A 21,623-nucleotide genomic window follows, 5' to 3' on the forward strand; every position below is an offset into this window, starting at 1 on the left:
GAAGGAGAACGGGCTGCCTAGCAAAACACGGCTGCGTGACATTGCGATTGCCGACACATCACGCCGATGCGGCATCAGACGCGGTGATAGGGGTGGCCGGACAGGATGGTGACGGCACGATAGAGCTGTTCGGCGATCAGTGTGCGCACGAGCTGATGCGGCCAGGTCATCTTGCCCAGGCAGAGCGTCGCGTCGGCACGGTCGTACAGGGAGGGATCGAGGCCATCGGCACCGCCGATCGCGATAGTGAGGTCGCGTTTGCCCTGGTCGCGATAGGAGCCGAGCAGGTTTGCGAAGGCTTCGCTGTCGAGCGCCTTGCCGCGTTCATCGAGAAGAATGAGGATGCTGCCATCGGCAAGCGATTTCAGAAGCATCGCCGCCTCTTCACGCTTGCGGGTCTCCGCATTGGAGGCCCGGCTTTCGGCAACTTCGGCAACGCGGGTCAATTCGAGGCCGACGGCAGGGCCGGCCTTAGAGAAACGGTCGAAATAACGGGCGGCAAGATCCTTTTCCGGGCCGGACTTCAGCCGCCCCACCGCAAAAAGACCTATTCGCATTCATCCGCTCCCGCTCATGCGGCACATCGGGCGCACACTACGCCACCGGCCGGCTTATCTGTTTGCCGGCCAGCCAATGCCACGTCTCAGGCGCCGGACAGAATGCCGGCTCGCCTGTCAGTGCCGTGTTTCTTCATCCATATCCGGAGCCGCCCACATCTTTTCGATGTTGTAGAACTCGCGGATTTCGGGACGGAACACATGCACGATAATGTCACCAGTGTCGATCAGGACCCAATCGCCGCCTTCCTGACCTTCGACGCGGGCCGTACCGAGGCCGTCGTCCTTAAGGTCGGTAAGCAGGTGATCCGAGATCGCCATGACATGCCTGTTCGAGCGGCCGGAGACGACGATCATGTAGTCTCCCAGCGCCGATTTTCCGGCAATGTCGATGGTGACGATATCTTCAGCTTTGGAGTCCTCGAGGCTGGCGAGGACGGTTTCTAGGGCACGGGCGGCGGCATCGGCGCCACGTTCCGCACTCTTCGGGATAACGGCGAGCGTTTTTCCCTTGGCGTGTACTGTTGTCAGTGCTTTCCCTTTCCTGGAATGACAAACTATGCACAACACAGATCCGATCGCGACCGGATCATGGTTAAGATAGGCATCAAACCATTAATGTTTCAAGACATGCTAAGGTACAGAACGGCCGAAAATCCGATCTGCCGTTCGAATTGAAGTATTTGACCGCTCGAGGCGGCCTGGTGCGGGCGGTGTACAGTTTCCATGCCGCAGCGTAAAGTGCGGCAAATTCCACGATCTCCAGATTCAATGACCGACTCAGCCGCAAAAACACTCGTGCCCGTCCTGCGAATCAGTTTCCCGGACGAGGATCGCCTCGGCCATGGCAAGATGGAACTGCTGGAACATATCCGCCAGACGGGATCGATCTCGGCGGCCGGGCGGGCGATGGACATGTCCTATCGGCGGGCATGGCTGCTGGTCAGCGAGATGAACCGGATGTTTAACGAACAGGTGGTGGAATCGCAGCGCGGCGGGCAGAAGGGCGGCGGCGCGGCGCTGACGCCGTTCGGCGAGGAATTGCTCGCACGTTTCCGCCGGATGGAAAGGACGATGCGCACGAGCCTTGCCGACGATCTCGCCTGGCTCGAGGCCAAGCGAAACCTGCAGCAGGGCGAGCACGGCTGATCAAGCCTCCAGGGCAACTGTCTTGATAACGGCGAAGACGGCCCTTCCCGGTCGAAGATCCAGACGCTCGCAGGACAGCGTCGTGATCCGGGAAAGAATGATATCGCCACCGCAATCGAGCCTGATTTCCACCGTTCCGTCCTCGGTCGACGACATCCCCTCTATCCTTGCTTCGAGGATATTCAACGCGCTGAGCCCCTCGGGCCTTGCGGTCGCCAGCATGACATCGCGGGAGGGAATGCGGATGCGGACCGATTTGCCGGGCGCAAGAGCCGCGCCCGGAATATGGAGCTGGCACGATTTCAGCGCGACCGTCGATAGACGGTGCCGCGCATCGAAGCTTTCCACCGTGCCCTCCAGCAGTGCGCCTGCCTCCCGCCGGTCGGAGGCGGTGGAGGGGCGGCTCAATATGTCGATGGCGGGGCCGGTCGCTTCCACCTTGCCGTCACGCATGACGACGACCTGGTTTGCCAGGCGAGCCACCTCGGCGATCGAGTGGCTGACATAGACGATCGGTATGTCGGTTTCGTCGCGCAATCGCTCGAGATAAGGCAGGATCTCGGCCTTGCGGGCATCATCGAGGGCGGCGAGCGGCTCGTCCATCAACAGCAGGCGGGGCGAGGAGAGAAGTGCGCGGCCGATGGCGACGCGCTGCTTCTCGCCGCCGGAGAGTTTCGAGGGGCTGCGCTCCAGCAGCGTCTCGATGCCGAGCAAGTCGACGATGCGGTCGAAGCTCTCTCCGCGTGCTGTTCTCGCCGCGAACCATCGGCCGTAGAACAGATTGGCGCGAACGCTGAGATGGGGGAAAAGTCGCGCTTCCTGGAAGACATAACCGAAGCGGCGGCGATGTTTCGGGACGAGAATGCCGGTTGCGGTTTCGGTCAGGGGCTCGCCATCGAGGACGACGCGGCCTTCATCCGGGCGGGCAAGGCCGGCGATGATGCGGATCATCGAGGTCTTGCCGGAGCCGGAACGGCCGAACAGCGCGGTGACGCCACGCTCGGAGGTGAAGGCGGCATCGAGCGAAAAGGCGCCGAGCCTCTGTTTTGCCTCGACGATCAGCGTCATTCCGGGTCGATCCTCCGGCCAGCGAGACGGGCGAGGAATTCGGAGGCGAGCAGGGCGGCCATCGAAATGACGACGGCGACGAGCGTCAGGCGGAGCGCGCCGGCATCGCCGCCCGGCACCTGGGTGAAGGTGTAGATCGCCGCCGACAGCGTCTGGGTTTCGCCGGGAATGTTGGAGACGAAGGTGATCGTCGCGCCGAATTCACCCATCGCCTTGGCAAAAGCGAGGATCATGCCGGCGATGATGCCGGGCAGGGTCAGCGGCAAGGTGATCGTCAGGAAGACCCAGACAGGGCCGGCGCCGAGGGTTCCGGCCGCCTCTTCCAGCTTGCGGTCGACCGCCTCGATCGACAGGCGGATGCTGCGCACCATCAGCGGAAAGGCCATGATGGCGCAGGCCAAGGCCGCGCCCGTCCAGCGGAAGGAGAGAACAATGCCGAAATACTGGTCGAGCAGGCTGCCGATCGGACCGCGACGACCAAACAGGATGAGGAGAAGGAAACCGGTGACGACCGGGGGCAGGATCAGCGGCAGGTGAACGACGCCGTTCAGCACCGACTTGCCCCAGAAGCGGCCACGGGCAAGCAGGAGAGCAACGAGGATGCCGAAGGGTAGGCTCGCCAGCATGGCGACAATCGAGACGCGCAGGCTGAGCAGGATCGCCGTCCATTCCTCATTGCTCAAGCCCAGACCGTCCAACAAGCGCTTTTATTCCTCTCAAAAATGAAGGCTCGCAAATGCGAGCCGTTTGTTGGCACATCTCACTCTTTACTCGGCGTCATCCTCGGCCTTGTGCCGAGGATCTGCTGCATATCCAAAAATGGACCGGATGCAGATGCTCGGGACAAGCCCGAGCATGACGATAGAGTAGTTAGCGGTCTTCGTCAGTAGATTGAAGCGTCGTGATGTGAGCCTCAAGTCAGGCACTGACATGCAAATCCGCAATCACTTCAGGATGGTGAAACCCTGCGCCGTGAAGAAAGCGGCTGCCTTGTCGGATTTTAGGAAATCGAGATAGGCGGATGCATCCGGGTTCTTGCTCTCGGCGAGGATTGCGATTGGGTAGATGATTGGCGGGTGGGAATCGGCGGGGAATGTGCCGACGATGGCGACACCCTTATCGGCCGCGGCATCCGTCTGATAGACGATGCCATAAGGCGCTTCGCCGCGAGAGACGAGGGCAAGGGCGGCGCGCACGCTTTCGGCGCCGGCGACCTTGGTTTCGACCGATTTCCAGACGCCGAGCTTTTCGAGCGCCGCCATGCCGTATTTGCCGGCCGGAACGGATTTCGGCTCACCCATGGCAAGCTTGCCGTCACCCAAAAGCCCGGCGAGATCGAAGCCTTGCTTGATCTCAACCGGTTTTGCCTTGTCCTTTTCCGCAACGAGCACAATCTTGTTGCCGAGCAGGTTGGAGCGGGTATCGGCCTTGATCGGGCTCTTCTTGGCGACATAATCCATCCAATCGAGATCGGCCGAGATGAAGACATCGGCAGGGGCCGCGTTTTCGATCTGCTTGGCCAGCGCGCCGCTCGCCGCATAGGAGGCGACGGCTTCCTTGCCGCTTTCCTTTGCCCAGGCGGCATTGGCGGCGTCGAGCGCATTCTTGAGGCTCGCCGCCGCAAAGACGGTGAGCTTTTCGGTTGCTGCGGCAGGCGTCGGAAGCGCGGCTGCGCCAAGCCAGAGGGCCGAGATCGCGGCGGTTGCCAGTTTCATCCATTGGCGGCGGTTCTGCATGACTTATTCCCCAGGGTTCGAAATATTGCGACGAATATAACGGGCGAGGCATCTTGGCTAGGGATATATCCAGGAAAATATAACCGTTTCGGACTGAGGTGTCCGCAACGACCCAATAGTTATGCGTTGCTGAAGTGCATGGCTTGAACCGCAGCATGAGATCCATAGGCTGGAAATACCCGAGCGACAGGTTGGCAAACCGCAAGCAATCCCGTCGGCAGAGCATGCTCCGTCGATTTCTGCCAAGAAAAACGGCAATGCCAAAGCCGCAAGGCTCCAGAGGATTGCAGGCAATGCATTGCTGCAATGCACCAATCGATATTCATCTTCCTGCGAAATATGCTACAACGCACTCATCGACACGGCTTCTCCTCCTCCCATAGCCGTTCGATAGGGTCGACAACACTCCTCCTCCCAGTTGTCGATCGAGTTTATAAGCCCGACGGATCTCCTCCCCCGTCGGGCTTTCTCGTTTTCTGGATCTTCTGAAATCAGGTTATTCGGCGTCGCCGTGCGACGAGCCGTTGCGGATTGCCGTCGAGCTCAGGCCGGAGCGCGGTCCGTGGATGAAGGTCCAGGCCGGGGCACGTTTCTTCCAGAGAACACGGGCGTCATCCTCATCGACACGAGCGAAATCGAAGGTTCTTGCCATTTTCGAGGAGAGGAAGGACAGCGTCGCGCCCGGTCGATCGACAACCGCGATCGGGAAGGTGCGGGCAATCTCCTGCCATTTCTGCCATTTGTGAAAGGTCTGCAGGCTATCTGCGCCCATGATCCAGATGAAATGCACATGCGGATTGCGCGCCTTGACGCGGGCAAGCGTGTTGGCAGTATAGCTGGTGCCGAGCGTCTGTTCGAAGGCGGTGACCTTGACGCGGGGATTGGCGGCAACACGCTCGCTTTCGGCAATGCGCTCGGCAAGCGGGGCGAGCTGGTTGCGGCTCTTCAGCGGATTGCCGGGTGTGACCATCCACCAGAGCTGGTCGAGGCCGAGCCGTTTGATGGCGATCTCGGCAACGAGCGCGTGTCCCTGATGCGGCGGATTGAACGAGCCCCCGAACAGACCGACGACCATGCCGCGCTCGCTGTACGGCATGCGGAGATAGTGCCGGTCCACATTCTCAATCGTCACGTCAGGCTTGGTCGTCACGTCAGGGCCGCGTCTGTCCGGCACCATGCACCCGATATTTGAAAGAGGTGAGCTGTTCGACGCCGACGGGGCCGCGGGCATGCATCTTGCCGGTGGCGATGCCGATTTCCGCCCCCATGCCGAACTCGCCGCCATCGGCAAACTGCGTCGAGGCGTTGTGCAGCAGGATTGCCGAATCGACCTCGGTGAAGAAACGCGCGACGACGTCAGCGTCCTCGGCGATGACCGCCTCGGTGTGGTTGGAGGAATATGTCTGGATATGGGCGATGGCGCCCGATATGCCGTCGACGACGGCAACCGAAATGATCGCGTCGAGATATTCCGTCGACCAGTCCTCTTCGGTCGCAGGCTTCATGCCGGGTGCGACCTTCAGCACCGTTGCCGAAGCGCGGATCTCGCAGCCGGCCTCCGTCAGAACCTCGAGCAGCGGCGTCAGATGCGTGCCGATCGCGGCGCCATCGACGAGCAGGGTTTCGGCCGCGCCGCAGATGCCGGTGCGCCGCATCTTGGCGTTGACGATGATCTTTTTCGCCATTTCGATATCGGCCGAGGCATCGACATAGATGTGGCAAAGGCCTTCGAGATGGGCAAAAACCGGCACGCGGGCCTCGCTCTGCACCCGGGCAACCAGGCTCTTGCCGCCGCGCGGCACGATGACGTCGATGGCGCCGTCGAGGCCGCGCAACATGGCGCCGACGGCGGCACGGTCGGTGACCGGCACGAGCTGGATAGCATGCTCTGGAAGTCCCGCCGCCTTCAGGCCCTCGACCAGGCAGGCATGGATAGCCCGCGATGAACGGCGCGAATCCGAGCCGCAACGCAGGATGACGGCATTGCCCGCCTTGAGGCAGAGGGCGCCGGCATCCGCCGTGACGTTCGGCCGGCTTTCGAAGATCACGCCGATGACGCCGAGCGGCGTGCGGACACGCTCGATCTTCAGCCCGTTTGGCCGGTCCCAGGCGGCGATGACTTCGCCGACCGGATCGGCAAGAGCGGCGATGGCGCGGACTCCCTCGGCCATGTCGGCGATGCGCTTGTCGTTTAGCGTCAGCCGGTCGACGAAGGAAGCGAGTATCTCGGTGCCTTCGATGTCCTTGAGGTCCTTGGCGTTCTCGGCAAGAATATGCGCCTTGTTCGCCAGGATCGCATCGGCCATGGCATTCAGCGCCCTGTTCTTGGCCTCGGTGGACGCAAAGCTCAGCGGTCGTGCGGCAGCCTTTGCCTTGCGGCCGATGTCGTTCATCAGCACGTCAATGTCAGGGCCTGGCGCAACGGTATCAAGCATAGCTCGCGTCCTTCTTCTGCCTTTCCGATTTCGAACCGACCTGCGCGGTCATCACCATGTCGTCGCGATGGACCATGGCGGCGCGCCCGGCATAACCGAGGATAGCCTCGATCTCCGCCGACTTGCGGCCGGCAATCCGGCGAGCGTCGTCGGCATCGTAGCTTACAAGGCCGCGGGCAATCTCGCGGCCGGCCGGGCCGATGATCGCCACCGTGTCGCCGCGGCTGAAGAGGCCGGAAACGCTGCGCACGCCGGCGGGAAGCAGGCTCTTGCCGGCCCCGAGGGCAACGACGGCGCCGTCATCGACATGCAGTTCGCCGGCCGGCTGCAGCTGTCCGGCAATCCAGGTCTTGCGGGCGGTAACGGGTGTGCCCGACGGTGCGAACCAGGAGGAACGCTCGCCGTTTTCGATCGCCGACAGAGGGTTGTCGGTCTTGCCGGAGGCGATGATCATGGCGCAGCCTGATGCCGTCGCAATCTTGCCGGCATCGATCTTGGTGCGCATGCCGCCGCGCGAAAGCTCGGAGGCCGCGCCTCCGGCCATTGCCTCGATCTCGGGGGTGATTTCGGCAATCGTTTCCAGGAACGTCGCTTTCGGATCGAGATGGGGCGGCGCGGTGTAGAGACCGTCGATATCGGAGAGAAGAATGAGCAGATCGGCGCCGGTCATCGTCGCGACGCGGGCGGCTAGCCGGTCGTTGTCGCCATAGCGGATCTCGCTGGTGGCAACCGTGTCGTTTTCATTGATGATCGGCACGGCGCCGATCTTCAAAAGCTGATTGATGGTGGCGCGGGCATTGAGATATCGGCGGCGCTCCTCGGTATCGCCGAGCGTCAGCAGGATCTGGCCGGCGACGATCTCGTCCCGCGACAGGCTTTCCGACCAGGCACGCGCCAGCGTAATCTGGCCGACGGCGGCGGCCGCCTGGCTTTCCTCCAGCTTCAGCGCGCCTGACGGCAGGTCGAGCACCGAGCGGCCGAGCGCGATTGCGCCCGAGGAGACGACGAGCACATCGATCCCCTTGGCCTTCAGGCCTGAGATATCGGCACACATGGCGTCGAGCCAAGCCTTTTTCAGGCCGGCCTTGCGGTCGACCAGAAGGGCCGAGCCGATCTTGATGACGACGCGGCGGTAGCGGCCAAGCGGCTTACGGCTGGTCATCGTCCTCGCCCTCATCGGTGACGACCATGTCGCGATGGCGCAGCTTCGGCACCTTGGCCGGCTTCTCCTCGGTATTGGCTTCGACGATGATGTCGCGGAGTGCGCGCAGCACCTCGGTCATGCCCTTGCCGGTGACGGCCGAAATCTGGAACGGCGTCTTGCCGCAGGCCTTGGCCAATTCCTTGGTCTTCTTCTTCAATTCGGCATCATCGAGCACGTCGATCTGTGATAGCGCCACAATTTCAGCCTTGTCGGTCAGATCGTTTCCATAGGCTTCGAGCTCGTGCTTGACCGTCTTATACGCCTTGCCGACCTTTTCCTCCTGGGCGGAGATGAGGTGGAGCAGCACGCGGGTGCGCTCGACATGGCCGAGGAAACGGTCGCCGATGCCGACACCTTCATGGGCGCCTTCAATCAGGCCCGGAATGTCGGCAAGGATGAATTCGCGCTCGTCGATGGTGGCGACGCCGAGATTGGGATGCAGCGTGGTGAAGGGATAGTTGGCGATCTTCGGCCGAGCCCGGGTGACTGATGCCAGGAAGGTCGACTTGCCGGCATTGGGCATGCCGACGAGGCCGGCGTCGGCAATCAGCTTCAGCCGCAGCCAGATGGTCTTTTCCTCGCCGGGCAGACCGGGATTGGCCCAATCCGGCGCCTGATTGGTCGAGGTTTTGAAATGGGCGTTGCCGAAGCCGCCATTGCCGCCATGGGCGAGGCAGTAACGCTGGCCTTCGACGGTCAGGTCGCAGATCAGCGTTTCCTGGTCTTCCTCGAAGATCTGCGTGCCGACCGGGACTTTCAACGTCACGTCGCTGCCGTTGGCGCCGGTGCGGTTCCTGCCCATGCCATGGGTGCCGATCGTCGCCTTGAAATGCTGCTGAAAGCGGAAATCGATCAGCGTGTTCAGGCCGTTGACGGTCTCGACCCAGACGTCACCGCCGCGTCCGCCGTCGCCGCCATCGGGGCCGCCGAACTCAATAAATTTCTCGCGTCGGAAGGAAACGCTGCCGCCGCCGCCGTCCCCGGACTTGATATAGACCTTTGCTTCGTCGAGAAATTTCATTTTACTTCCAATATTCAGTGGCAGTTGGACGGCCCGTCTTGGCCCATTCGATATAGGCGGTTCCGACGGAGGTCAAAGATTATCGTGAATTTTGCGAGCTATAACATACAGTACGGCTTCGGTCTCGACGGCAGATACGATCTGGCGCGCATTGCTCGGAGCGTCGAGGGAGCCGATGTCATCGCGCTGCAGGAGGTGACCCGCGGCTTCTCCCGCAACGGTTTTGCCGACACGGTGGCCGATGTTGCAGCCTTCTTTCCCGACTATTTCTGGGTGTATGGGCCGGCTTGTGACATGCATGTCGAAGCTGATGAAGGCGGGCTTCAGCCGGTGCGCGGGACGCGTTTCCAGTTCGGCAACATGGTGCTGTCGCGCTGGCCTGTTGTCTCGACCCGGACGCTGCTTCTGCCGCGCAGCCGGACGATCGGCAAGATCAACCTGCAGCGCGGCGCAACCGAGGCGGTGATCGACGCACCCGGCGGTGCGATCCGCGTCTACTCCGTCCATCTCGACCATGTCTCCCCTGACGAGCGCATCCGCCAACTGCAATTTCTGAATGCCCATATCAATGCTTTCGTCCAGGAGGGCGGGTCGCTGACGGGGGGTGGTGAGTTCGATCTGCCGGAGCCGCCGCTGCCGGAGGATTATATCATCATGGGCGATTTCAACATGGAGCCGGAATCGCCGGAATATTGCGCGTTTGCCGGTGCTGGCGGTGGATATTATGGCCGTGTCGCCAGGATCGGCACGCCGATGGACGCCTTTGCGGCGCTCGAAGCCTATCGCCCGGGGAGCTACAGCTGGATGGATCCTGAGGATCGCGGCAAACGCATGCATCTCGATTATTGCTTCGTCAGTTGCGGCCTGCAGAGCCGGTTGAAATCCGCCCGGATCGATACGCAATCCGTCGGTTCCGATCATTTCCCCGTATGGGTCGAGATAGGCGATTGAAGGAGACGCCGCCGGTGCGGCGGCGTCTGCTTTCTAGACCTGGAGCATGATGTTGTCCGAAAACCGCATACACTTTTCGGCATCATGCTCTATCAGGCCACTTTTCGCGGCTGCAGCGTGCCCGGCTGCAGCACGGTTTCGATGTGCGACACCATGGTGTTGCGGGCGAAACAATAGATTTCGCCGCAACCCGTCATGCGGAAACCGAGCTTCTCCTGCAGTCGCAGCGAAGCCGGGTTGTCGGCGAAGACGCCGGAATGGATCGGCGTCTCCGGCATGCGGCGCGAGAAGCGCTCGATGATCGCCGTCACCGCCTCGCTCATATAGCCGCGCCGCCAGTAGTAGCGGTTCAGCCAGTAGCCGAGGTGCCAGCGGCCGTGGCGCAACTCGATCGAGACGTTGCCGATATGGACATCGTCCTTGCCGGTAATCGCCAGCGGCCAGTCGGGCAGGGTGCCTGATGTGACCGGGATCAGCCAGTCCAGCGCATCCTGCCGGTCGAACGGCGCGGGTACGCGGGACAGCATGCGCGTGACCGCGAAATCGGAAAGCGATTCCGCGATATCAGGCGCATCGCTCAGCCTGTGGGGGCGGAGCGTCAGCCGGGCGGTCGAGATAACAGGCGCAGGGCCGGGCATCATCGGCTTGACCTCTGGCCTTTGCAGCGCAGTCGTGCTCATGCGATGTTCCCCCAGCTTCGGAGGGACATCCAGGTCTTGCGGTCGAGCCTGTACCATTCGACCGGCACGTTGCTGCCGAGCGCCAGCGAGGCGGCGAGCCCCGAACCCTGGAACTGGAAACCGCACTTCTGGATGACGCGGCGCGACGCGACGTTCATGACCCGGCAACGGGCGTCGATCTGATCGACGTCCTGACGGGTCCTGAACACCATATCGACCAGGGCATGGCAGGCCTCGGTCGTATAGCCCTGGTTCCAATAGGGCTCGCCTAGCCAGTAGCCGATCTCGACGGTCTTGCCGTCTGTCTGCGGCTCCACGCCGCAGCAGCCGATAAAGGCGCCGTTTTCGGCTTTGGTGATCGCATAGACGCACTTGCCAATCTCGCCATTTTTCGTGCGACGCACGAAGTCGGCAGCATCATCGGCGGTATAAGGGTGCGGCATACGCGATACCATGGTGGCGACTTTGGCGTTATTGGCGAGATGGGCAAGGGCGTCGATGTCTTCTTCGTGGGGCGCGCGCATGACGAGCCTTTCCGATAACAAGACAGGGCAATCGGTCCTTAACCGTTCCGGCCTCAGCCGCTCCGTGGAAGACCGCTGGTCTTCCCGGGGAGACCGTGATTGGTCTACCCTTAACAATTCGCCTTGCATGGTTCAGTCCTCCTTGAGGGGTAAAGAAAAAGGGGAGATGGCGCCCCATCTCCCCTGTTTTCTAGACTGAACCTGATACGGCCAGCCGGGTCGATGAGACGCCGGCTGTTTTTGAGCGCTACCGGCTTATTCCGCTGCTTCTGCTTTCGGCATGACAGACACGTAGACGCGACCGTTGGCCTTGGTTCGGTAGTTCACATTGCCGGCGGTAAGCGCAAAAATCGTGTGATCCTTGCCGAGGCCGACGTTGGAACCTGGATGCCACTCAGTACCGCGCTGACGCACGATAATGTTGCCTGCGATGACGGCTTCGCCGCCGAACTTCTTCACGCCAAGGCGCTTGGACTGAGAATCGCGACCGTTGCGCGATGAACCGCCAGCTTTTTTGTGTGCCATTGGAGTTCTCCTTTAAAACCTTGTCTCGTTGATCTTACTTGGCAGCCACGATGTCCGTGATACGGACGACCGTGTGATGCTGACGATGGCCGCGCGAACGCTTCGAATTCTGACGGCGGCGCTTCTTGAAGGCGATGACCTTCTTGCCGCGGTTCTGTTCGACGACTTCTGCCTTGACAGAGGCGCCGGTAACGAAGGGCGCACCGATCGCAGCGTCGGCGCCTTCGCCGATCACGAGCACTTCGGTGAATTCAATGGAGTCGCCAGCGGTGGCTTCCAGCTTTTCGATGGTCAGCACGTCGTTGGCTGCCACACGGTACTGTTTACCGCCGGTCTTGATGACTGCGAACATTTTTTATCCTTTCATGTTCGTTCCAGCGCTCCCCGCTAATCCAGCAGGTGGCTGTCTTTTTATCAGTCGAAGTTAAGCAGGGATTTCAGAGGTCTAATCCTCGAACTCGTCCTGCCGGTGAAGCCCCGCGCGAGCGCGGGACGGCCAAGGCGCGGATTTCTCCAAACCTATTGCGCAGCCGAGATACGCGAGTGACAAAAAGGTGTCAAGGCAAAAGGATGGAATGCTTCGACTTTTCGGCTTGCCAGCCTGTCATTTGCCCGTTATGAGAACGCCCGCGCCGAACAAGCGCCGACCAGACCGCGGAGAGGTGGCAGAGTGGTCGAATGCACCGCACTCGAAATGCGGCATACCTGCAAGGGTATCGTGGGTTCAAATCCCACCCTCTCCGCCATTTTGCTTTCGACCGTAATGGGTGTCCGCGTCCTCCTGCTATCTTTCGAACTTTCGGCGAAGTGGACGTCGAGATCGGCTGTCTCCTTGACCACTGCGCTGACACGTCGCGCGGGCTCAAGCCGCGGTCGTCAGAGCCATATGCAGCCCGGCACTTGAGGTGAGCGGCGCGACTGATTGCGGCCGGCGCCGAAACGGCTTTGCACCCCGTCGCCCATTGCCGAAGCGCAGCGCACCCAAGTCATATGTGAGGAAAAACGCGATCGTCTCCCCCGCGAAAGTGCCGGGCGTGATGGGGTCAAAGGCCTATGACCCCAGCCTGTCGCGGCTCTTATGGGCGGGTGATCCTATAGATCAGCAAATTTTTCAAATCCACAAGCTTGGTTGCGGTCCTGTCCAGATAGTCGATAACCCCATCATGATGCTCGACGAACAGTCGGCCCTCCTTGTCGGCGGCGTTCTTGGCCACGCCGAACAGATCCGCGCCCTGCGCGCGCAGTTCCTCGAGTTGTGCGATTGCGGCGGGGTCATCCGCAGCGAATTTCGACCATTCCGCATCACCTCCGCCAGGCGGGAACACCCAGCCGCGCGCCCTGCTGTAGTAGACTGCGACGGGATCGCCGACCTCAGGCGCGATGGCCACGACAAGGTCGCCCGGTTGCGCCAACCGCGCCAGTTCCTCGCCAAGCAGCTTGCCGTTCATGGCGATTGGCTTCTTCATCGTTCTGACGAGGGGCAAGGTCGACCAGGCAAGCGCGATGGCCACGATGAAGATCGAGCGAAGCACGACCGCCGGCGTCAGAACGGTTTTCGACCCAAGCGTTGCCAGAAGAAGCGCGCCGTGGCCGCAGAACATCGCGATCGGCACATGGAAGATGTGAAAGTTCCACACGTTGCTGGTGATCTCGCCCGCCGCCGCCAGATAGAGGATGATGGCCGCAGTCAGCCACACATAGGGAATGGTCCAAAGGCTGCGTTGCTTCGGGTCTTCGGCGCGGCTGAGTGGTATCCACAAGCCGACGGCCAGCAGCACCAAGAATGGATAGCCGTAGAACCACAAGACCGAGGTGTTCCATAAGGATTTGAAGTAGAACCTGTCCCTGACATATGTCCAGAAGCCGTAATCCCAGATATAGCCGCCAGTGCCGGCGACATGAAACGGCGGGTAGCTGCGGCCGAGGTAAATCGCCCAGCTGAAGTAAGCGCCGATGATGGCCAGGCTCAAAAGCCCCGCCAGGAGAACCCAGGTCGCCTGCTTTCGCTTCTTTTCCGAAATCCAGCAGACCATCAGATAGAAGATGGCGGCGCCGGCCGCGATGCCTGGCGGCTTTGACAGCACACCGAGCGAGAAGCTGACCGTGGCGAGCGGCAGGAGCCAACCGCTGCCGCCGGCCCAGTATTTGGCGAACAGCCAGACGCCAAGAGTCACCAAGGCCAGCATAGCGGGATCGGGAAGAAAGGAGCTGTCGATCATGATCGCCGCCGGCATCAGCGCGTAGGCCAGTGCCGCCGCGTGGGCGTGCATCTCGCTCCAGCATAGCGCCGTTAGTCTGTGCAGCGAAAATACGGTCACCAGACCGAAGAATGCCGCAACCACGCGGCCGAACCAGTCGTGCCAGCCGAAGAGTTGGTAGAGCAAGGCGGTCAGATAGCTGACGATCTGAAACTCGCGGCCCTGATAGCTTGGCCCGGGTCCGGTCCAGCTGACCTCCGGAAAAAAAATGTTCCAGCTGCGCTTCTGGAAATTGTCGGCCATCATTGCGGTGCTTATCTCGCGCCAACTGAAGCCGTCGACCAGCGGCAAGGTGATCTTGTGGAACCTGAAGACGATGGCAATAAGCAGGATCCCCAGGAAGATTGCCGTGTTGAGGCTCGGGTAGTTGCGAGCAGCCATGTTCCGGTCGGTCGTCTGCTGCTGACATTGCTGACCTTCGGCCCGATTCAATTTCGGGTCGTCGGTCATCTGAACCGTGTCCTCCCCGACCCCCGACGCGGCGCGATACGCGCCGTCATCGGATCGAGAGGAAGATTATCGAGAGCAAGATTAGGCTGAGCGGGATCTCGCCGCCGGCGCGGTCGGTTGCGGAGCGGCTCGTAGGCTTCACCGAGCAGCGGCTTGGAAGGCTTGCGGGGCGGCTTTGTCATGACGGCAGTTCATCAGCAATGCCTTAAAAAGCAATTAGCCCAGATTGATTACTGACTCCATCCCCCATGCGAACACAATAAGGGCATCGGCGAGACGGCTCACCTTGATAGTCTCTGTCGCTCAGCCAGCGTCAGTTGCCCAGCGCCTTCTTCACCCAGACTTCGACCTCATCGCCGCTGATCATGTCGGGCTGCACGAGCCCGTCGATCATGAAGGTCGGCGAGACATGGATGCCGTTCTGCCGGGCATATTTGCAGTGCCATTTGATCTCCCGGTCGAGATCCGGGATGGCGAAGACTTCTTTCAGCTTGACGCCGCTGTAGCCTTCCAGGCGCTCGATGATCTGGTTCGGCGTCACATCCATATTCGGGCCGCCGGCATGACGCTCGAATTCGAATTCTTCGCGATGGGCGGCGATGGCTGATATCACTTTCTTTGCTGTCTGCTTGCCGCCTTCCAACGTTGAGGCTGCGATGATGCAGCGGACGAGGACACCCGAATACATATGCCAAGGTTGCGACTGCAGGCGGATCTTCACGGTGATCTTGTCTTCGCCGGCCTGGCTCAGCAGGTCATCGAGCTTGTTGAACGCTCTGACCGAATAGGGGCAAGTCGGCTCCAGAAAGGCTTCGAAGATGCGGGGTCCATTGCCCCAAGTGAGCGGATCTGCATGCCAGGAAGTGGTCGTCATGGAATTCCTCTCTGAAGGTAAAGCATCCGCAGCGACTTAGGTCACAAGGCTCCAGAAGCCGTGCCTCTTGCCGTGTCGACGCTTAAGTTCTGCGACATAGATGTCATGGGGTCTTGTGTCGCCGAAGTCATTGATATGAGGCGCAAGCGATGCGCAGTCCGCAAGATGCCTCGCCGCATGCTTATAGCGACTGGACCGGCCGCTATCGAGCGCGAAATCGATCATGGAGCGCAAGAGGATGGTTGCCGCAAGCGGATGTTTCTCCGCCAGAGCTTCGGCCGCCGGCGGCATCAGCTCATAGAGATTGCCATCCAGTTCCGCCTTCCGCCTCATCACGAGTTTCGCTGCCTCGGCGGGTGCCTGCCAATTCAGGAAAAATGTAAGCGCCTGGTGGACCTCCGGGAAAGCCTGGGCATAAGCGAATGCCTTCTCCTCTGCCTCCAGATCATCGAAGTCCGGCAGTCGCTTGAGGAAGGCGCGGAGATGCTGATCGTGCAGCGACTGCTCGAAGCACGTCCATCTGTAGGTTTGAGCTTCCTCTCGCCGCCCCAGGGCCTCGAGCGTCTCGACGCGCGCGAGCTGCCATTCGAATGGCATGGCCTGGCCTGTCGCATCGACCTCATTCAGCACCTCAATTGCCTCCTTCGACCGGCCGGCTGAGACCAGGCGATTGGCGATGTCGGCCGCAATCATCGGCATCTTGCGCGTTTTCTCGGGTTGCTGAGCGATGTAGTCATCAACATCGCCCCGGGCGTCGGCAATTTCCTGCAAGGCTATGCGCACCGTCAGATCTCGCTGAGTGCTGTCGATCTCATCCTCGTAAAGGGGACTTCCGCTGCCCCAGCCGATGATCTCGCGCTTGTCATTAGCCGGCTTGTCTTTCGGCTCCTTGGACCATTCGACGAAGAGGGTTTTCAAGCAATCGAGACCATCCTTGCCGAGAGCTGGCGCCATCGCCGCAATCAGGTTGTCGTACTGGCCATAACCATCGTCTTGCACGGCTTTGAACACCTTGTCGGCCAGGACATTGGAGTCGATCTCGGCGGACACGGCGATTGCGGCAGCATCCTCGCAAGCCTGATGAAAACTTTGGATGATAGAACTGCTGCTGTCGCTGGATCTCTCAAAGATCGGATTCGCCAGTGCAAGGAACTGCCATATCAGTTCGAACGCCTCCCGGGGATCATCGACGGCAACCGTCTCTACAATCGTCTTGCGCTGGGTTTCGAGATCGCTTTTCAGCGCTTTCACTTTGCGCCAGTTGATGACGGTGCGGGCGCGGGCAATGCTGGCAAGCCGCTTTCGCACCTCACGCGCCACCTCGGCGCCGCCGTGATTGCCGGCAAGCTCCATTCGAAGCCGTCGCTTGTGGGCAGCGCTGCCCATGCTGACCTCGATCAGCAGCTCGGCAAGGCGCTGCGCACCAAGGGATTCGAGATTCTTCGCATTGAGTGTTGTCTTGGCTGCCATCGATCATCGCTGTCGTTTCTGCGATGACCCTACCCTGCAGGCGGTACGAGGCCAAGGTCCGGGAATGTGTGCACGGGATAATCCTTCGGCACCTCGCGATTAGCTAAAAACTAACGCTGCCTCGTAACGACTCCTAAAGCCGGTTTTGGCACCTTGTTGCCTGTCGAATATTGCTTCCAAATTTCTCGCTGGGGTTGATTATGAGTCATAATAAAGACGCCTGGGTCAGCCAGCGCGCTTATTCACTATGGGAATCGGAAGGCAGGCCGGATGGGCGTGGGGAAAGCCATTGGGCGCAGGCGCTGCGGGAGTTCGAGCAGCTGCAGCTGACGAAGGCCTCGCCCGATGGAAATGATCTCATCGAGAAGCTGAAGGCGGCCGGGCGGCTGATGCGGATCTATGACGAGGCGGCGCCGGCCGTCGAGAACGACCGGCAGATCAAGGCAGCTCGCTAGGCCGTATTTATCAATCCCTGGGTTGCCGAAATATTCAGCGGCATTCCAGGCGGACGATAGGCCTTGCCGGCAGGCGTCTTGCCACCTCGACGAAGCCGGCATCCAGAAACATCGAGAGCGCTCCCGGATAGAGCTCGGCTCCGTTCGAAGCACGGGCTGTCTGATCGACAGGGTAGGCTTCGAGACATTCGGCGCGGTTCGCGTTTGCGAATTCAACGGCGTGTTTCAACAACAGTCGCGACAGGCCCTGCCGTCGGAACGGCTTGCGGACGATGAAGCAATTGATCGACCAGACCGGCCTGTCATCGACCGGAGCAAAGGCTTTTGAACGGCGCAGCCGATCGAATACGGCGCGTGGCGCGACGCCGCACCATCCGGCCGGCTCATTGTCGTGATAGCCGAGAATGCCGGGCGGGCGCGGTTCGGCGACGAGACTGCGGAACCAGTTGCGATTTCCCACTCCCCATCCTGCCTTGTAGTCGGCATTCGGAAGGTACCAGTAGGCGCAGCGACAATTCCGGCCGTCGGCGCAACCGTCGAAGACCGCTTCTATATCGGCCAGGCGGTCGGCGGTGGCGGGGAAGAAAGAGAAGCGGTCCTGCATCCGGGCAAATTATGGCGCGGGCGGGTGATCGGCAAGCGGTCACGTGCCGGCCGATCAGGCGGGGCTGCCCTCCAGCTTGAAATGCGCGTTCTTTAGCCGCCGACTGCCCTGATATCGTTGCCGATCCTCATCCGCGGGCGATCGTTCTGGCGCTACTGGCGTGCGGCCCAGCTGAGGCCACGCCGCAGGATAAGGGGCATGTAGGGATGGTCGAATTCGGTCGCGACATGACCGAGGGCGGAATAGAAGATGCGGCCGGCGCCGAAATGGCGCTTGAAGACGACGGGCATGACGACATTGCGGGCCGCCGGATCGTAGGCGCCGGTGAAGGTGGTGGTCGCGAGGATTTCAACCGTCGGATCGTAATGGAGGTAATATTGCTCCGAACGATAGTCGAAGTCCGGAATGCCCTCCATGACGGGATCGTCCTGGCGGGTGACGGCGACGCGGAAGTCGATGATGTTGCCGGGATGGGCGACCCAGGTGACGCCGGAGACATAGCGGAAAGGCGCGCTTTCCTTGAAGGACGTAGCGAGCGCGCCGTGATGGCCGGCAAGCCCGAGCCCACCGCGCACGGCTTCGACGAGGGCAGCGGCATGCTCTTTCTCAAGCTTTTCGCCGGTAATGATCGGCACCAGCAGATCGGCCTTCGCCAGCATCGGAGATCCGAACACGCCGAGATCGCCGGTTACCTCGACCGTAAAATCGTCCTCGCGCAGGAGGTCGGCGACGATATCGGCGCATTGCTCCGGTTCATGACCTTGCCAGCCGCCCCAAACGACCAATGCCTTCCTCATTCGCGCGCTCCCTGCCTGATGGCTGCAGACCGTTGATCATCACATGGTGATGCAAGCGCCTTAGATCGGGCCGCTATGCAAATCACGCGAATAATTTATGTTTCTTCCTGATCCGGCACAAATTGCGCGAGTGGCGGATCGCACCCGGTCGAGCGTGGCTTCGGCATTTGACGTATTGCCCGTTGACGCCGATCGCAGTTCCTTCTTTTTATTGACGTGTATCTCGTCTAGGTTTCTCCCATCTCTCAATGAAAAATAAGGGTGGTGCATGGCAGGTGAAACGGTTCTTGTCGTCGGCGGCGCCGGCTATATCGGCTCGCATACGTGCCTCGATCTGGCGAACAAGGGCTATACGCCTGTCGTCTTCGACAATTTTTCGAACGGCCATCGCGAGTTCGTCAAATGGGGGCCGGCCGAGGAAGGCGATATTCGCGATCGCGCCCGGCTGGATGAGGTTCTGGCAAAGCACAAGCCGGCGGCGATCCTGCATTTCGCGGCGCTGATCGAGGTCGGCGAATCGGTGAAGGATCCGGTTTCCTTCTACGAGAACAATGTGATCGGCACGTTGACGCTGCTTTCGGCGGCACAGGCGGCCGGCATCAACGCCTTCGTCTTCTCCTCCACCTGCGCGACCTACGGTCTGCCGCAGAGCGTGCCGCTCGACGAAACGCACCGGCAGGTGCCGATCAATCCCTACGGGCGGACGAAATATATCGTCGAGCAGGCGCTTGCCGATTACGACCAGTACAGGAGCCTGCGCTCGGTGGTGCTGCGTTATTTCAATGCGGCCGGCGCCGATTTCGAGGGCCGGATCGGCGAATGGCATCAGCCGGAAACGCATGCGATACCGCTGGCGATCGACGCGGCACTCGGCCGCCGCCAGGGTTTCAAGGTGTTCGGCAGCGATTACGAGACACGCGACGGCACCTGTGTGCGCGACTACATCCATGTGCTCGATCTTGCCGATGCGCATGTGCGCGCCGTCGAATATCTGCTGAAGGGCGGCGATTCCGTTGCGCTCAACCTCGGCACCGGCACCGGCACGACAGTCAAGGAATTGCTCGGCGCGATCGAGGACGTATCGAACCGGCCTTTCCCGGTCGAATATATCGGCCGGCGCGAAGGCGATTCGCACACGCTGGTCGCCAATAACGACAAGGCGCGCGACGTGCTCGGCTGGGTGCCGCAGTATGATCTGTCTGAGATCATCCGCTCCGCCTGGGACTGGCATGCAAAAACCAACCAGCATTGAGCCAACCAGCATCGAGAAGGCGCGCCGGCCGAACATCCTGCTGATCACGGCGGATCAGTGGCGCGGCGATTGTCTGTCGGCTGCCGGTCATGCCTGTGTAAAGACGCCTGGTGTCGATGCGCTGGCGCGGGAAGGCACGCTCTTCCGGCGGCACTATGCCGGGGCGGCACCCTGCTCGCCAGCGCGGGCCACGCTCTATACCGGTCTCTATCAAATGAACCACCGGGTCTGCCGCAACGGTTCGCCGCTCGATGCTCGCTTCGACAATCTGGCGCTAGCGGCCCGGCGGGCGGGATACGACCCGACGCTGTTCGGCTACACGGATACGGCGCCTGATCCGCGCGGGATGGATGCGGGCGATCCGCATCTGACGACCTACGAAGGCGTGTTGCCGGGTTTTACGGCCCGTCAGCTTCTGCCGGAGCATGAGAAACAATGGCTCTCCTGGCTCAGGTCCCGTGGCCATGCGGATGCCGTCAGCCGCGATATCCATATTCCCGTCGGTGCTAGAGACGGAGACATTTCCGATGCGGCGCCGGCCTATTCGCGCGACGAGACGCAGACGGCTTTCCTGGCCGGCGAGTTCATCCGTTGGATGGGCGAACAGGACAGGCCGTGGTTTGCTCATGTCTCTTTCTTGCGTCCGCATCCGCCGTTCTCCGTGCCGGAGCCGTTCAACCGAATGTTCAGGTCGGGCGAGGGACCGGCTTTTGCCCGGGCGGCAAACCGCGAAGCGGAACAGGTCAGCCATCCCTACCTCGCCTATGCCATGCCGCGCACTGACAAGGGCAGCTTTATCCACGGCGCAACGGGGCCGCTCAGCGGCTGGAACGCCGAGGATTTCGCCGCGATCCGGGCGATCTATTATGGCATGATAGCAGAGGTCGATGCGCAGCTCGGCCGCATCTGGCAGGCCCTCAAGGATGCGGGCGCCTGGGATGACACGCTTGTTGTCTTCACGTCCGACCACGCCGAAATGGCGGGCGATCACTGGACGCTCGGCAAGGGCGGCTTCTTCGACGGCAGCTACCATATTCCGTTGGTGATCCGCGATCCCGCAAGCAGTGCTGCGGGTGGGGTCGTCGACAAATTCACCAGCGCTGCCGATATTTTTCCGACACTTTGCCAAAGGCTCGGCATCGACGCGAAGAACGGGCTCGATGGCCGGTCGCTCATGCCATTTGTCAGGGGTGGCAGCGGACAGGGCTGGCGGGACGCGGCATTCTGGGAATTCGATTTCCGCGACATTGCTCATGGCGAGGCCGAGCAGCATTTCCGGCTGCGGTCCAACGAATGCAATCTCGCGGTGGTCCGCGACGCGCGGTTCAAATACGTGCATTTTACCGCATTGCCGCCGCTCCTCTTCAATCTTGCCGATGATCCGATGGAGCTCGACAATGTCGCGGCGGATCCGGCCTATGCGGCGATACGGCTCGACTATGCCGAGAAGCTGCTGTCGCTCCGAGCACGGCATCTCGATCAGACGCTCGCCTATACCGAACTGACGGAAAGAGGGCCGGTGACCCGCCGGCCCTCAGACTGCTGACAAAGTCGGACAACTCCTCTTTCGTCATACTCGGGCTTGTCCCGAGTATCTGCAGCCGGCGCAGCAG

At 61.2% G+C, this 21,623-nt stretch carries 23 protein-coding genes, 1 tRNA gene and 1 pseudogene; 6 read left to right on the forward strand and 19 right to left on the reverse strand.

Annotated features, from left to right (window positions below; genetic code table 11):
- Positions 1–74 precede the first annotated feature (74 nt).
- Both rlmH and rsfS read right to left on the reverse strand, forming a co-directional pair.
- Positions 75–557: a 23S rRNA (pseudouridine(1915)-N(3))-methyltransferase RlmH gene (rlmH, locus tag A6U98_RS09320; protein WP_064649442.1), complete on the reverse strand. Its 483-nt coding sequence runs from the start codon at positions 555–557 to the stop codon at positions 75–77.
- 117 nt (positions 558–674) lie between these two features.
- On the reverse strand, positions 675–1,118 hold the full coding sequence (gene rsfS / locus A6U98_RS09325; RefSeq protein ID WP_032984631.1) for a ribosome silencing factor: 444 nt from the start codon (positions 1,116–1,118) through the stop codon (positions 675–677).
- Positions 1,119–1,328: 210 nt separating this feature from the next.
- Here rsfS and A6U98_RS09330 point away from each other — a divergent pair, with 210 nt between their 5' ends.
- A complete protein-coding gene (locus A6U98_RS09330; RefSeq protein ID WP_064649444.1) occupies positions 1,329–1,706 on the forward strand; it encodes a winged helix-turn-helix domain-containing protein in 378 nt (125 codons plus the stop codon).
- Here A6U98_RS09330 and modC read toward each other — a convergent pair whose 3' ends face one another.
- The 7 genes from modC to obgE form a co-directional block, all read right to left on the reverse strand.
- A complete protein-coding gene (gene modC, locus A6U98_RS09335) occupies positions 1,707–2,774 on the reverse strand; it encodes a molybdenum ABC transporter ATP-binding protein (RefSeq protein ID WP_064649446.1) in 1,068 nt (355 codons plus the stop codon).
- Positions 2,771–3,472 carry a molybdate ABC transporter permease subunit gene (modB, locus tag A6U98_RS09340; protein WP_064649448.1) on the reverse strand — a complete coding sequence of 234 codons (702 nt, stop codon included), beginning with the start codon at positions 3,470–3,472 and terminating at the stop codon, positions 2,771–2,773. The genes modC and modB overlap by 4 nt, the downstream gene beginning before the upstream one ends.
- 246 nt (positions 3,473–3,718) lie before the next feature.
- Positions 3,719–4,510 (reverse strand): molybdate ABC transporter substrate-binding protein, encoded by a 792-nt coding sequence (gene modA / locus A6U98_RS09345; RefSeq protein ID WP_064649450.1) that lies wholly within the window; start codon positions 4,508–4,510, stop codon positions 3,719–3,721.
- 496 nt (positions 4,511–5,006) lie between these two features.
- Positions 5,007–5,687 carry a nicotinate-nucleotide adenylyltransferase gene (locus tag A6U98_RS09350; protein WP_064649452.1) on the reverse strand — a complete coding sequence of 227 codons (681 nt, stop codon included), beginning with the start codon at positions 5,685–5,687 and terminating at the stop codon, positions 5,007–5,009.
- Positions 5,662–6,945, reverse strand: coding sequence for a glutamate-5-semialdehyde dehydrogenase (locus A6U98_RS09355; protein ID WP_064649454.1), 1,284 nt, complete (start codon positions 6,943–6,945; stop codon positions 5,662–5,664). Before A6U98_RS09355 ends, A6U98_RS09350 begins: the two co-directional genes overlap by 26 nt.
- Positions 6,938–8,107 (reverse strand): glutamate 5-kinase, encoded by a 1,170-nt coding sequence (gene proB, locus A6U98_RS09360; protein WP_064649456.1) that lies wholly within the window; start codon positions 8,105–8,107, stop codon positions 6,938–6,940. The genes A6U98_RS09355 and proB overlap by 8 nt, the downstream gene beginning before the upstream one ends.
- Positions 8,094–9,170: a GTPase ObgE gene (obgE, locus tag A6U98_RS09365; RefSeq protein WP_064649458.1), complete on the reverse strand. Its 1,077-nt coding sequence runs from the start codon at positions 9,168–9,170 to the stop codon at positions 8,094–8,096. The genes proB and obgE overlap by 14 nt, the downstream gene beginning before the upstream one ends.
- Positions 9,171–9,254: 84 nt before the next feature.
- On the opposite strand from obgE, the gene A6U98_RS09370 reads away from it, so the two are divergent.
- Positions 9,255–10,121: an endonuclease/exonuclease/phosphatase family protein gene (locus A6U98_RS09370; protein ID WP_064649461.1), complete on the forward strand. Its 867-nt coding sequence runs from the start codon at positions 9,255–9,257 to the stop codon at positions 10,119–10,121.
- A 92-nt stretch (positions 10,122–10,213) separates the two neighbouring features.
- Here A6U98_RS09370 and A6U98_RS09375 read toward each other — a convergent pair whose 3' ends face one another.
- From A6U98_RS09375 to rplU, 4 genes are all read right to left on the reverse strand, one after another.
- The gene (locus A6U98_RS09375; RefSeq protein ID WP_064649463.1) at positions 10,214–10,801 is read right to left on the reverse strand and encodes a GNAT family N-acetyltransferase; all 588 of its coding nucleotides are present in this window, start codon (positions 10,799–10,801) and stop codon (positions 10,214–10,216) included.
- Positions 10,798–11,454, reverse strand: a complete 657-nt coding sequence (locus A6U98_RS09380) for a GNAT family protein (RefSeq protein ID WP_064649465.1) — start codon at positions 11,452–11,454, stop codon at positions 10,798–10,800. The genes A6U98_RS09375 and A6U98_RS09380 overlap by 4 nt, the downstream gene beginning before the upstream one ends.
- A gap of 126 nt (positions 11,455–11,580) precedes the next feature.
- Positions 11,581–11,850 (reverse strand): 50S ribosomal protein L27, encoded by a 270-nt coding sequence (rpmA, locus tag A6U98_RS09385; protein WP_003543909.1) that lies wholly within the window; start codon positions 11,848–11,850, stop codon positions 11,581–11,583.
- Positions 11,851–11,884: 34 nt separating this feature from the next.
- Entirely contained in the window at positions 11,885–12,202 is a 318-nt protein-coding gene (rplU, locus tag A6U98_RS09390) for a 50S ribosomal protein L21 (RefSeq protein WP_003543907.1), read from the reverse strand.
- Positions 12,203–12,506: 304 nt separating this feature from the next.
- Here rplU and A6U98_RS09395 point away from each other — a divergent pair.
- Positions 12,507–12,596, forward strand: a tRNA-Ser gene (locus A6U98_RS09395).
- 330 nt (positions 12,597–12,926) lie between these two features.
- Here the strand turns inward: A6U98_RS09395 and A6U98_RS09400 are convergent.
- The 4 genes and pseudogenes from A6U98_RS09400 to A6U98_RS09410 form a co-directional block, all read right to left on the reverse strand.
- A complete protein-coding gene (locus A6U98_RS09400; RefSeq protein ID WP_064649467.1) occupies positions 12,927–14,558 on the reverse strand; it encodes a glycosyltransferase family 39 protein in 1,632 nt (543 codons plus the stop codon).
- Between the two features lie 35 nt (positions 14,559–14,593).
- A pseudogene (locus A6U98_RS37575) lies at positions 14,594–14,740 on the reverse strand (ATP-dependent DNA ligase); the annotation flags it as partial.
- A 131-nt stretch (positions 14,741–14,871) separates the two neighbouring features.
- Positions 14,872–15,432 (reverse strand): thioredoxin domain-containing protein, encoded by a 561-nt coding sequence (locus tag A6U98_RS09405; protein ID WP_064649469.1) that lies wholly within the window; start codon positions 15,430–15,432, stop codon positions 14,872–14,874.
- Positions 15,433–15,468: 36 nt separating this feature from the next.
- The gene (locus A6U98_RS09410) at positions 15,469–16,902 is read right to left on the reverse strand and encodes a DUF6880 family protein (protein ID WP_064649472.1); all 1,434 of its coding nucleotides are present in this window, start codon (positions 16,900–16,902) and stop codon (positions 15,469–15,471) included.
- Between the two features lie 200 nt (positions 16,903–17,102).
- Here A6U98_RS09410 and A6U98_RS09415 point away from each other — a divergent pair, with 200 nt between their 5' ends.
- Positions 17,103–17,357 (forward strand): DUF2934 domain-containing protein, encoded by a 255-nt coding sequence (locus A6U98_RS09415; RefSeq protein ID WP_064649474.1) that lies wholly within the window; start codon positions 17,103–17,105, stop codon positions 17,355–17,357.
- A 34-nt stretch (positions 17,358–17,391) separates the two neighbouring features.
- Here the strand turns inward: A6U98_RS09415 and A6U98_RS09420 are convergent, their stop codons facing one another.
- Positions 17,392–17,961 (reverse strand): GNAT family N-acetyltransferase, encoded by a 570-nt coding sequence (locus A6U98_RS09420; protein WP_064649476.1) that lies wholly within the window; start codon positions 17,959–17,961, stop codon positions 17,392–17,394.
- 152 nt (positions 17,962–18,113) lie between these two features.
- A complete protein-coding gene (locus A6U98_RS09425) occupies positions 18,114–18,758 on the reverse strand; it encodes a ThuA domain-containing protein (protein ID WP_064649478.1) in 645 nt (214 codons plus the stop codon).
- 268 nt (positions 18,759–19,026) lie between these two features.
- Between A6U98_RS09425 and galE the strand changes: the two genes are divergently transcribed.
- A complete protein-coding gene (galE, locus tag A6U98_RS09430; protein WP_064649480.1) occupies positions 19,027–20,010 on the forward strand; it encodes a UDP-glucose 4-epimerase GalE in 984 nt (327 codons plus the stop codon).
- The gene (locus A6U98_RS09435) at positions 19,988–21,556 is read left to right on the forward strand and encodes an alkaline phosphatase family protein (RefSeq protein WP_064649482.1); all 1,569 of its coding nucleotides are present in this window, start codon (positions 19,988–19,990) and stop codon (positions 21,554–21,556) included. The genes galE and A6U98_RS09435 overlap by 23 nt, the downstream gene beginning before the upstream one ends.
- Positions 21,557–21,623: the final 67 nt, after the last annotated feature.

It is taken from the genome of Rhizobium sp. WYCCWR10014, from assembly GCF_001657485.1.
In the GTDB taxonomy this organism is placed as follows: Bacteria; Pseudomonadota; Alphaproteobacteria; order Rhizobiales; family Rhizobiaceae; genus Rhizobium.

Coding starts and splice junctions, on each gene's coding strand:
- A6U98_RS09425 (WP_064649478.1), bottom strand. CDS start 18,758: ATGAGGAAGGCATTGGTCGTTTGGGGCGGCTGGCAAGGTCATGAACCG.
- A6U98_RS09355 (WP_064649454.1), bottom strand. CDS start 6,945: ATGCTTGATACCGTTGCGCCAGGCCCTGACATTGACGTGCTGATGAAC.
- rlmH (WP_064649442.1), bottom strand. CDS start 557: ATGCGAATAGGTCTTTTTGCGGTGGGGCGGCTGAAGTCCGGCCCGGAA.
- galE (WP_064649480.1), top strand. CDS start 19,027: ATGGCAGGTGAAACGGTTCTTGTCGTCGGCGGCGCCGGCTATATCGGC.
- obgE (WP_064649458.1), bottom strand. CDS start 9,170: ATGAAATTTCTCGACGAAGCAAAGGTCTATATCAAGTCCGGGGACGGC.
- A6U98_RS09350 (WP_064649452.1), bottom strand. CDS start 5,687: ATGGTGCCGGACAGACGCGGCCCTGACGTGACGACCAAGCCTGACGTG.
- A6U98_RS09415 (WP_064649474.1), top strand. CDS start 17,103: ATGAGTCATAATAAAGACGCCTGGGTCAGCCAGCGCGCTTATTCACTA.
- A6U98_RS09420 (WP_064649476.1), bottom strand. CDS start 17,961: ATGCAGGACCGCTTCTCTTTCTTCCCCGCCACCGCCGACCGCCTGGCC.
- A6U98_RS09410 (WP_064649472.1), bottom strand. CDS start 16,902: ATGGCAGCCAAGACAACACTCAATGCGAAGAATCTCGAATCCCTTGGT.
- proB (WP_064649456.1), bottom strand. CDS start 8,107: ATGACCAGCCGTAAGCCGCTTGGCCGCTACCGCCGCGTCGTCATCAAG.
- A6U98_RS09405 (WP_064649469.1), bottom strand. CDS start 15,432: ATGACGACCACTTCCTGGCATGCAGATCCGCTCACTTGGGGCAATGGA.
- A6U98_RS09435 (WP_064649482.1), top strand. CDS start 19,988: ATGCAAAAACCAACCAGCATTGAGCCAACCAGCATCGAGAAGGCGCGC.
- modC (WP_064649446.1), bottom strand. CDS start 2,774: ATGACGCTGATCGTCGAGGCAAAACAGAGGCTCGGCGCCTTTTCGCTC.
- rpmA (WP_003543909.1), bottom strand. CDS start 11,850: ATGGCACACAAAAAAGCTGGCGGTTCATCGCGCAACGGTCGCGATTCT.
- rplU (WP_003543907.1), bottom strand. CDS start 12,202: ATGTTCGCAGTCATCAAGACCGGCGGTAAACAGTACCGTGTGGCAGCC.
- modA (WP_064649450.1), bottom strand. CDS start 4,510: ATGCAGAACCGCCGCCAATGGATGAAACTGGCAACCGCCGCGATCTCG.
- A6U98_RS09330 (WP_064649444.1), top strand. CDS start 1,329: ATGACCGACTCAGCCGCAAAAACACTCGTGCCCGTCCTGCGAATCAGT.
- A6U98_RS09400 (WP_064649467.1), bottom strand. CDS start 14,558: ATGACCGACGACCCGAAATTGAATCGGGCCGAAGGTCAGCAATGTCAG.
- A6U98_RS09375 (WP_064649463.1), bottom strand. CDS start 10,801: ATGAGCACGACTGCGCTGCAAAGGCCAGAGGTCAAGCCGATGATGCCC.
- A6U98_RS09380 (WP_064649465.1), bottom strand. CDS start 11,454: ATGCAAGGCGAATTGTTAAGGGTAGACCAATCACGGTCTCCCCGGGAA.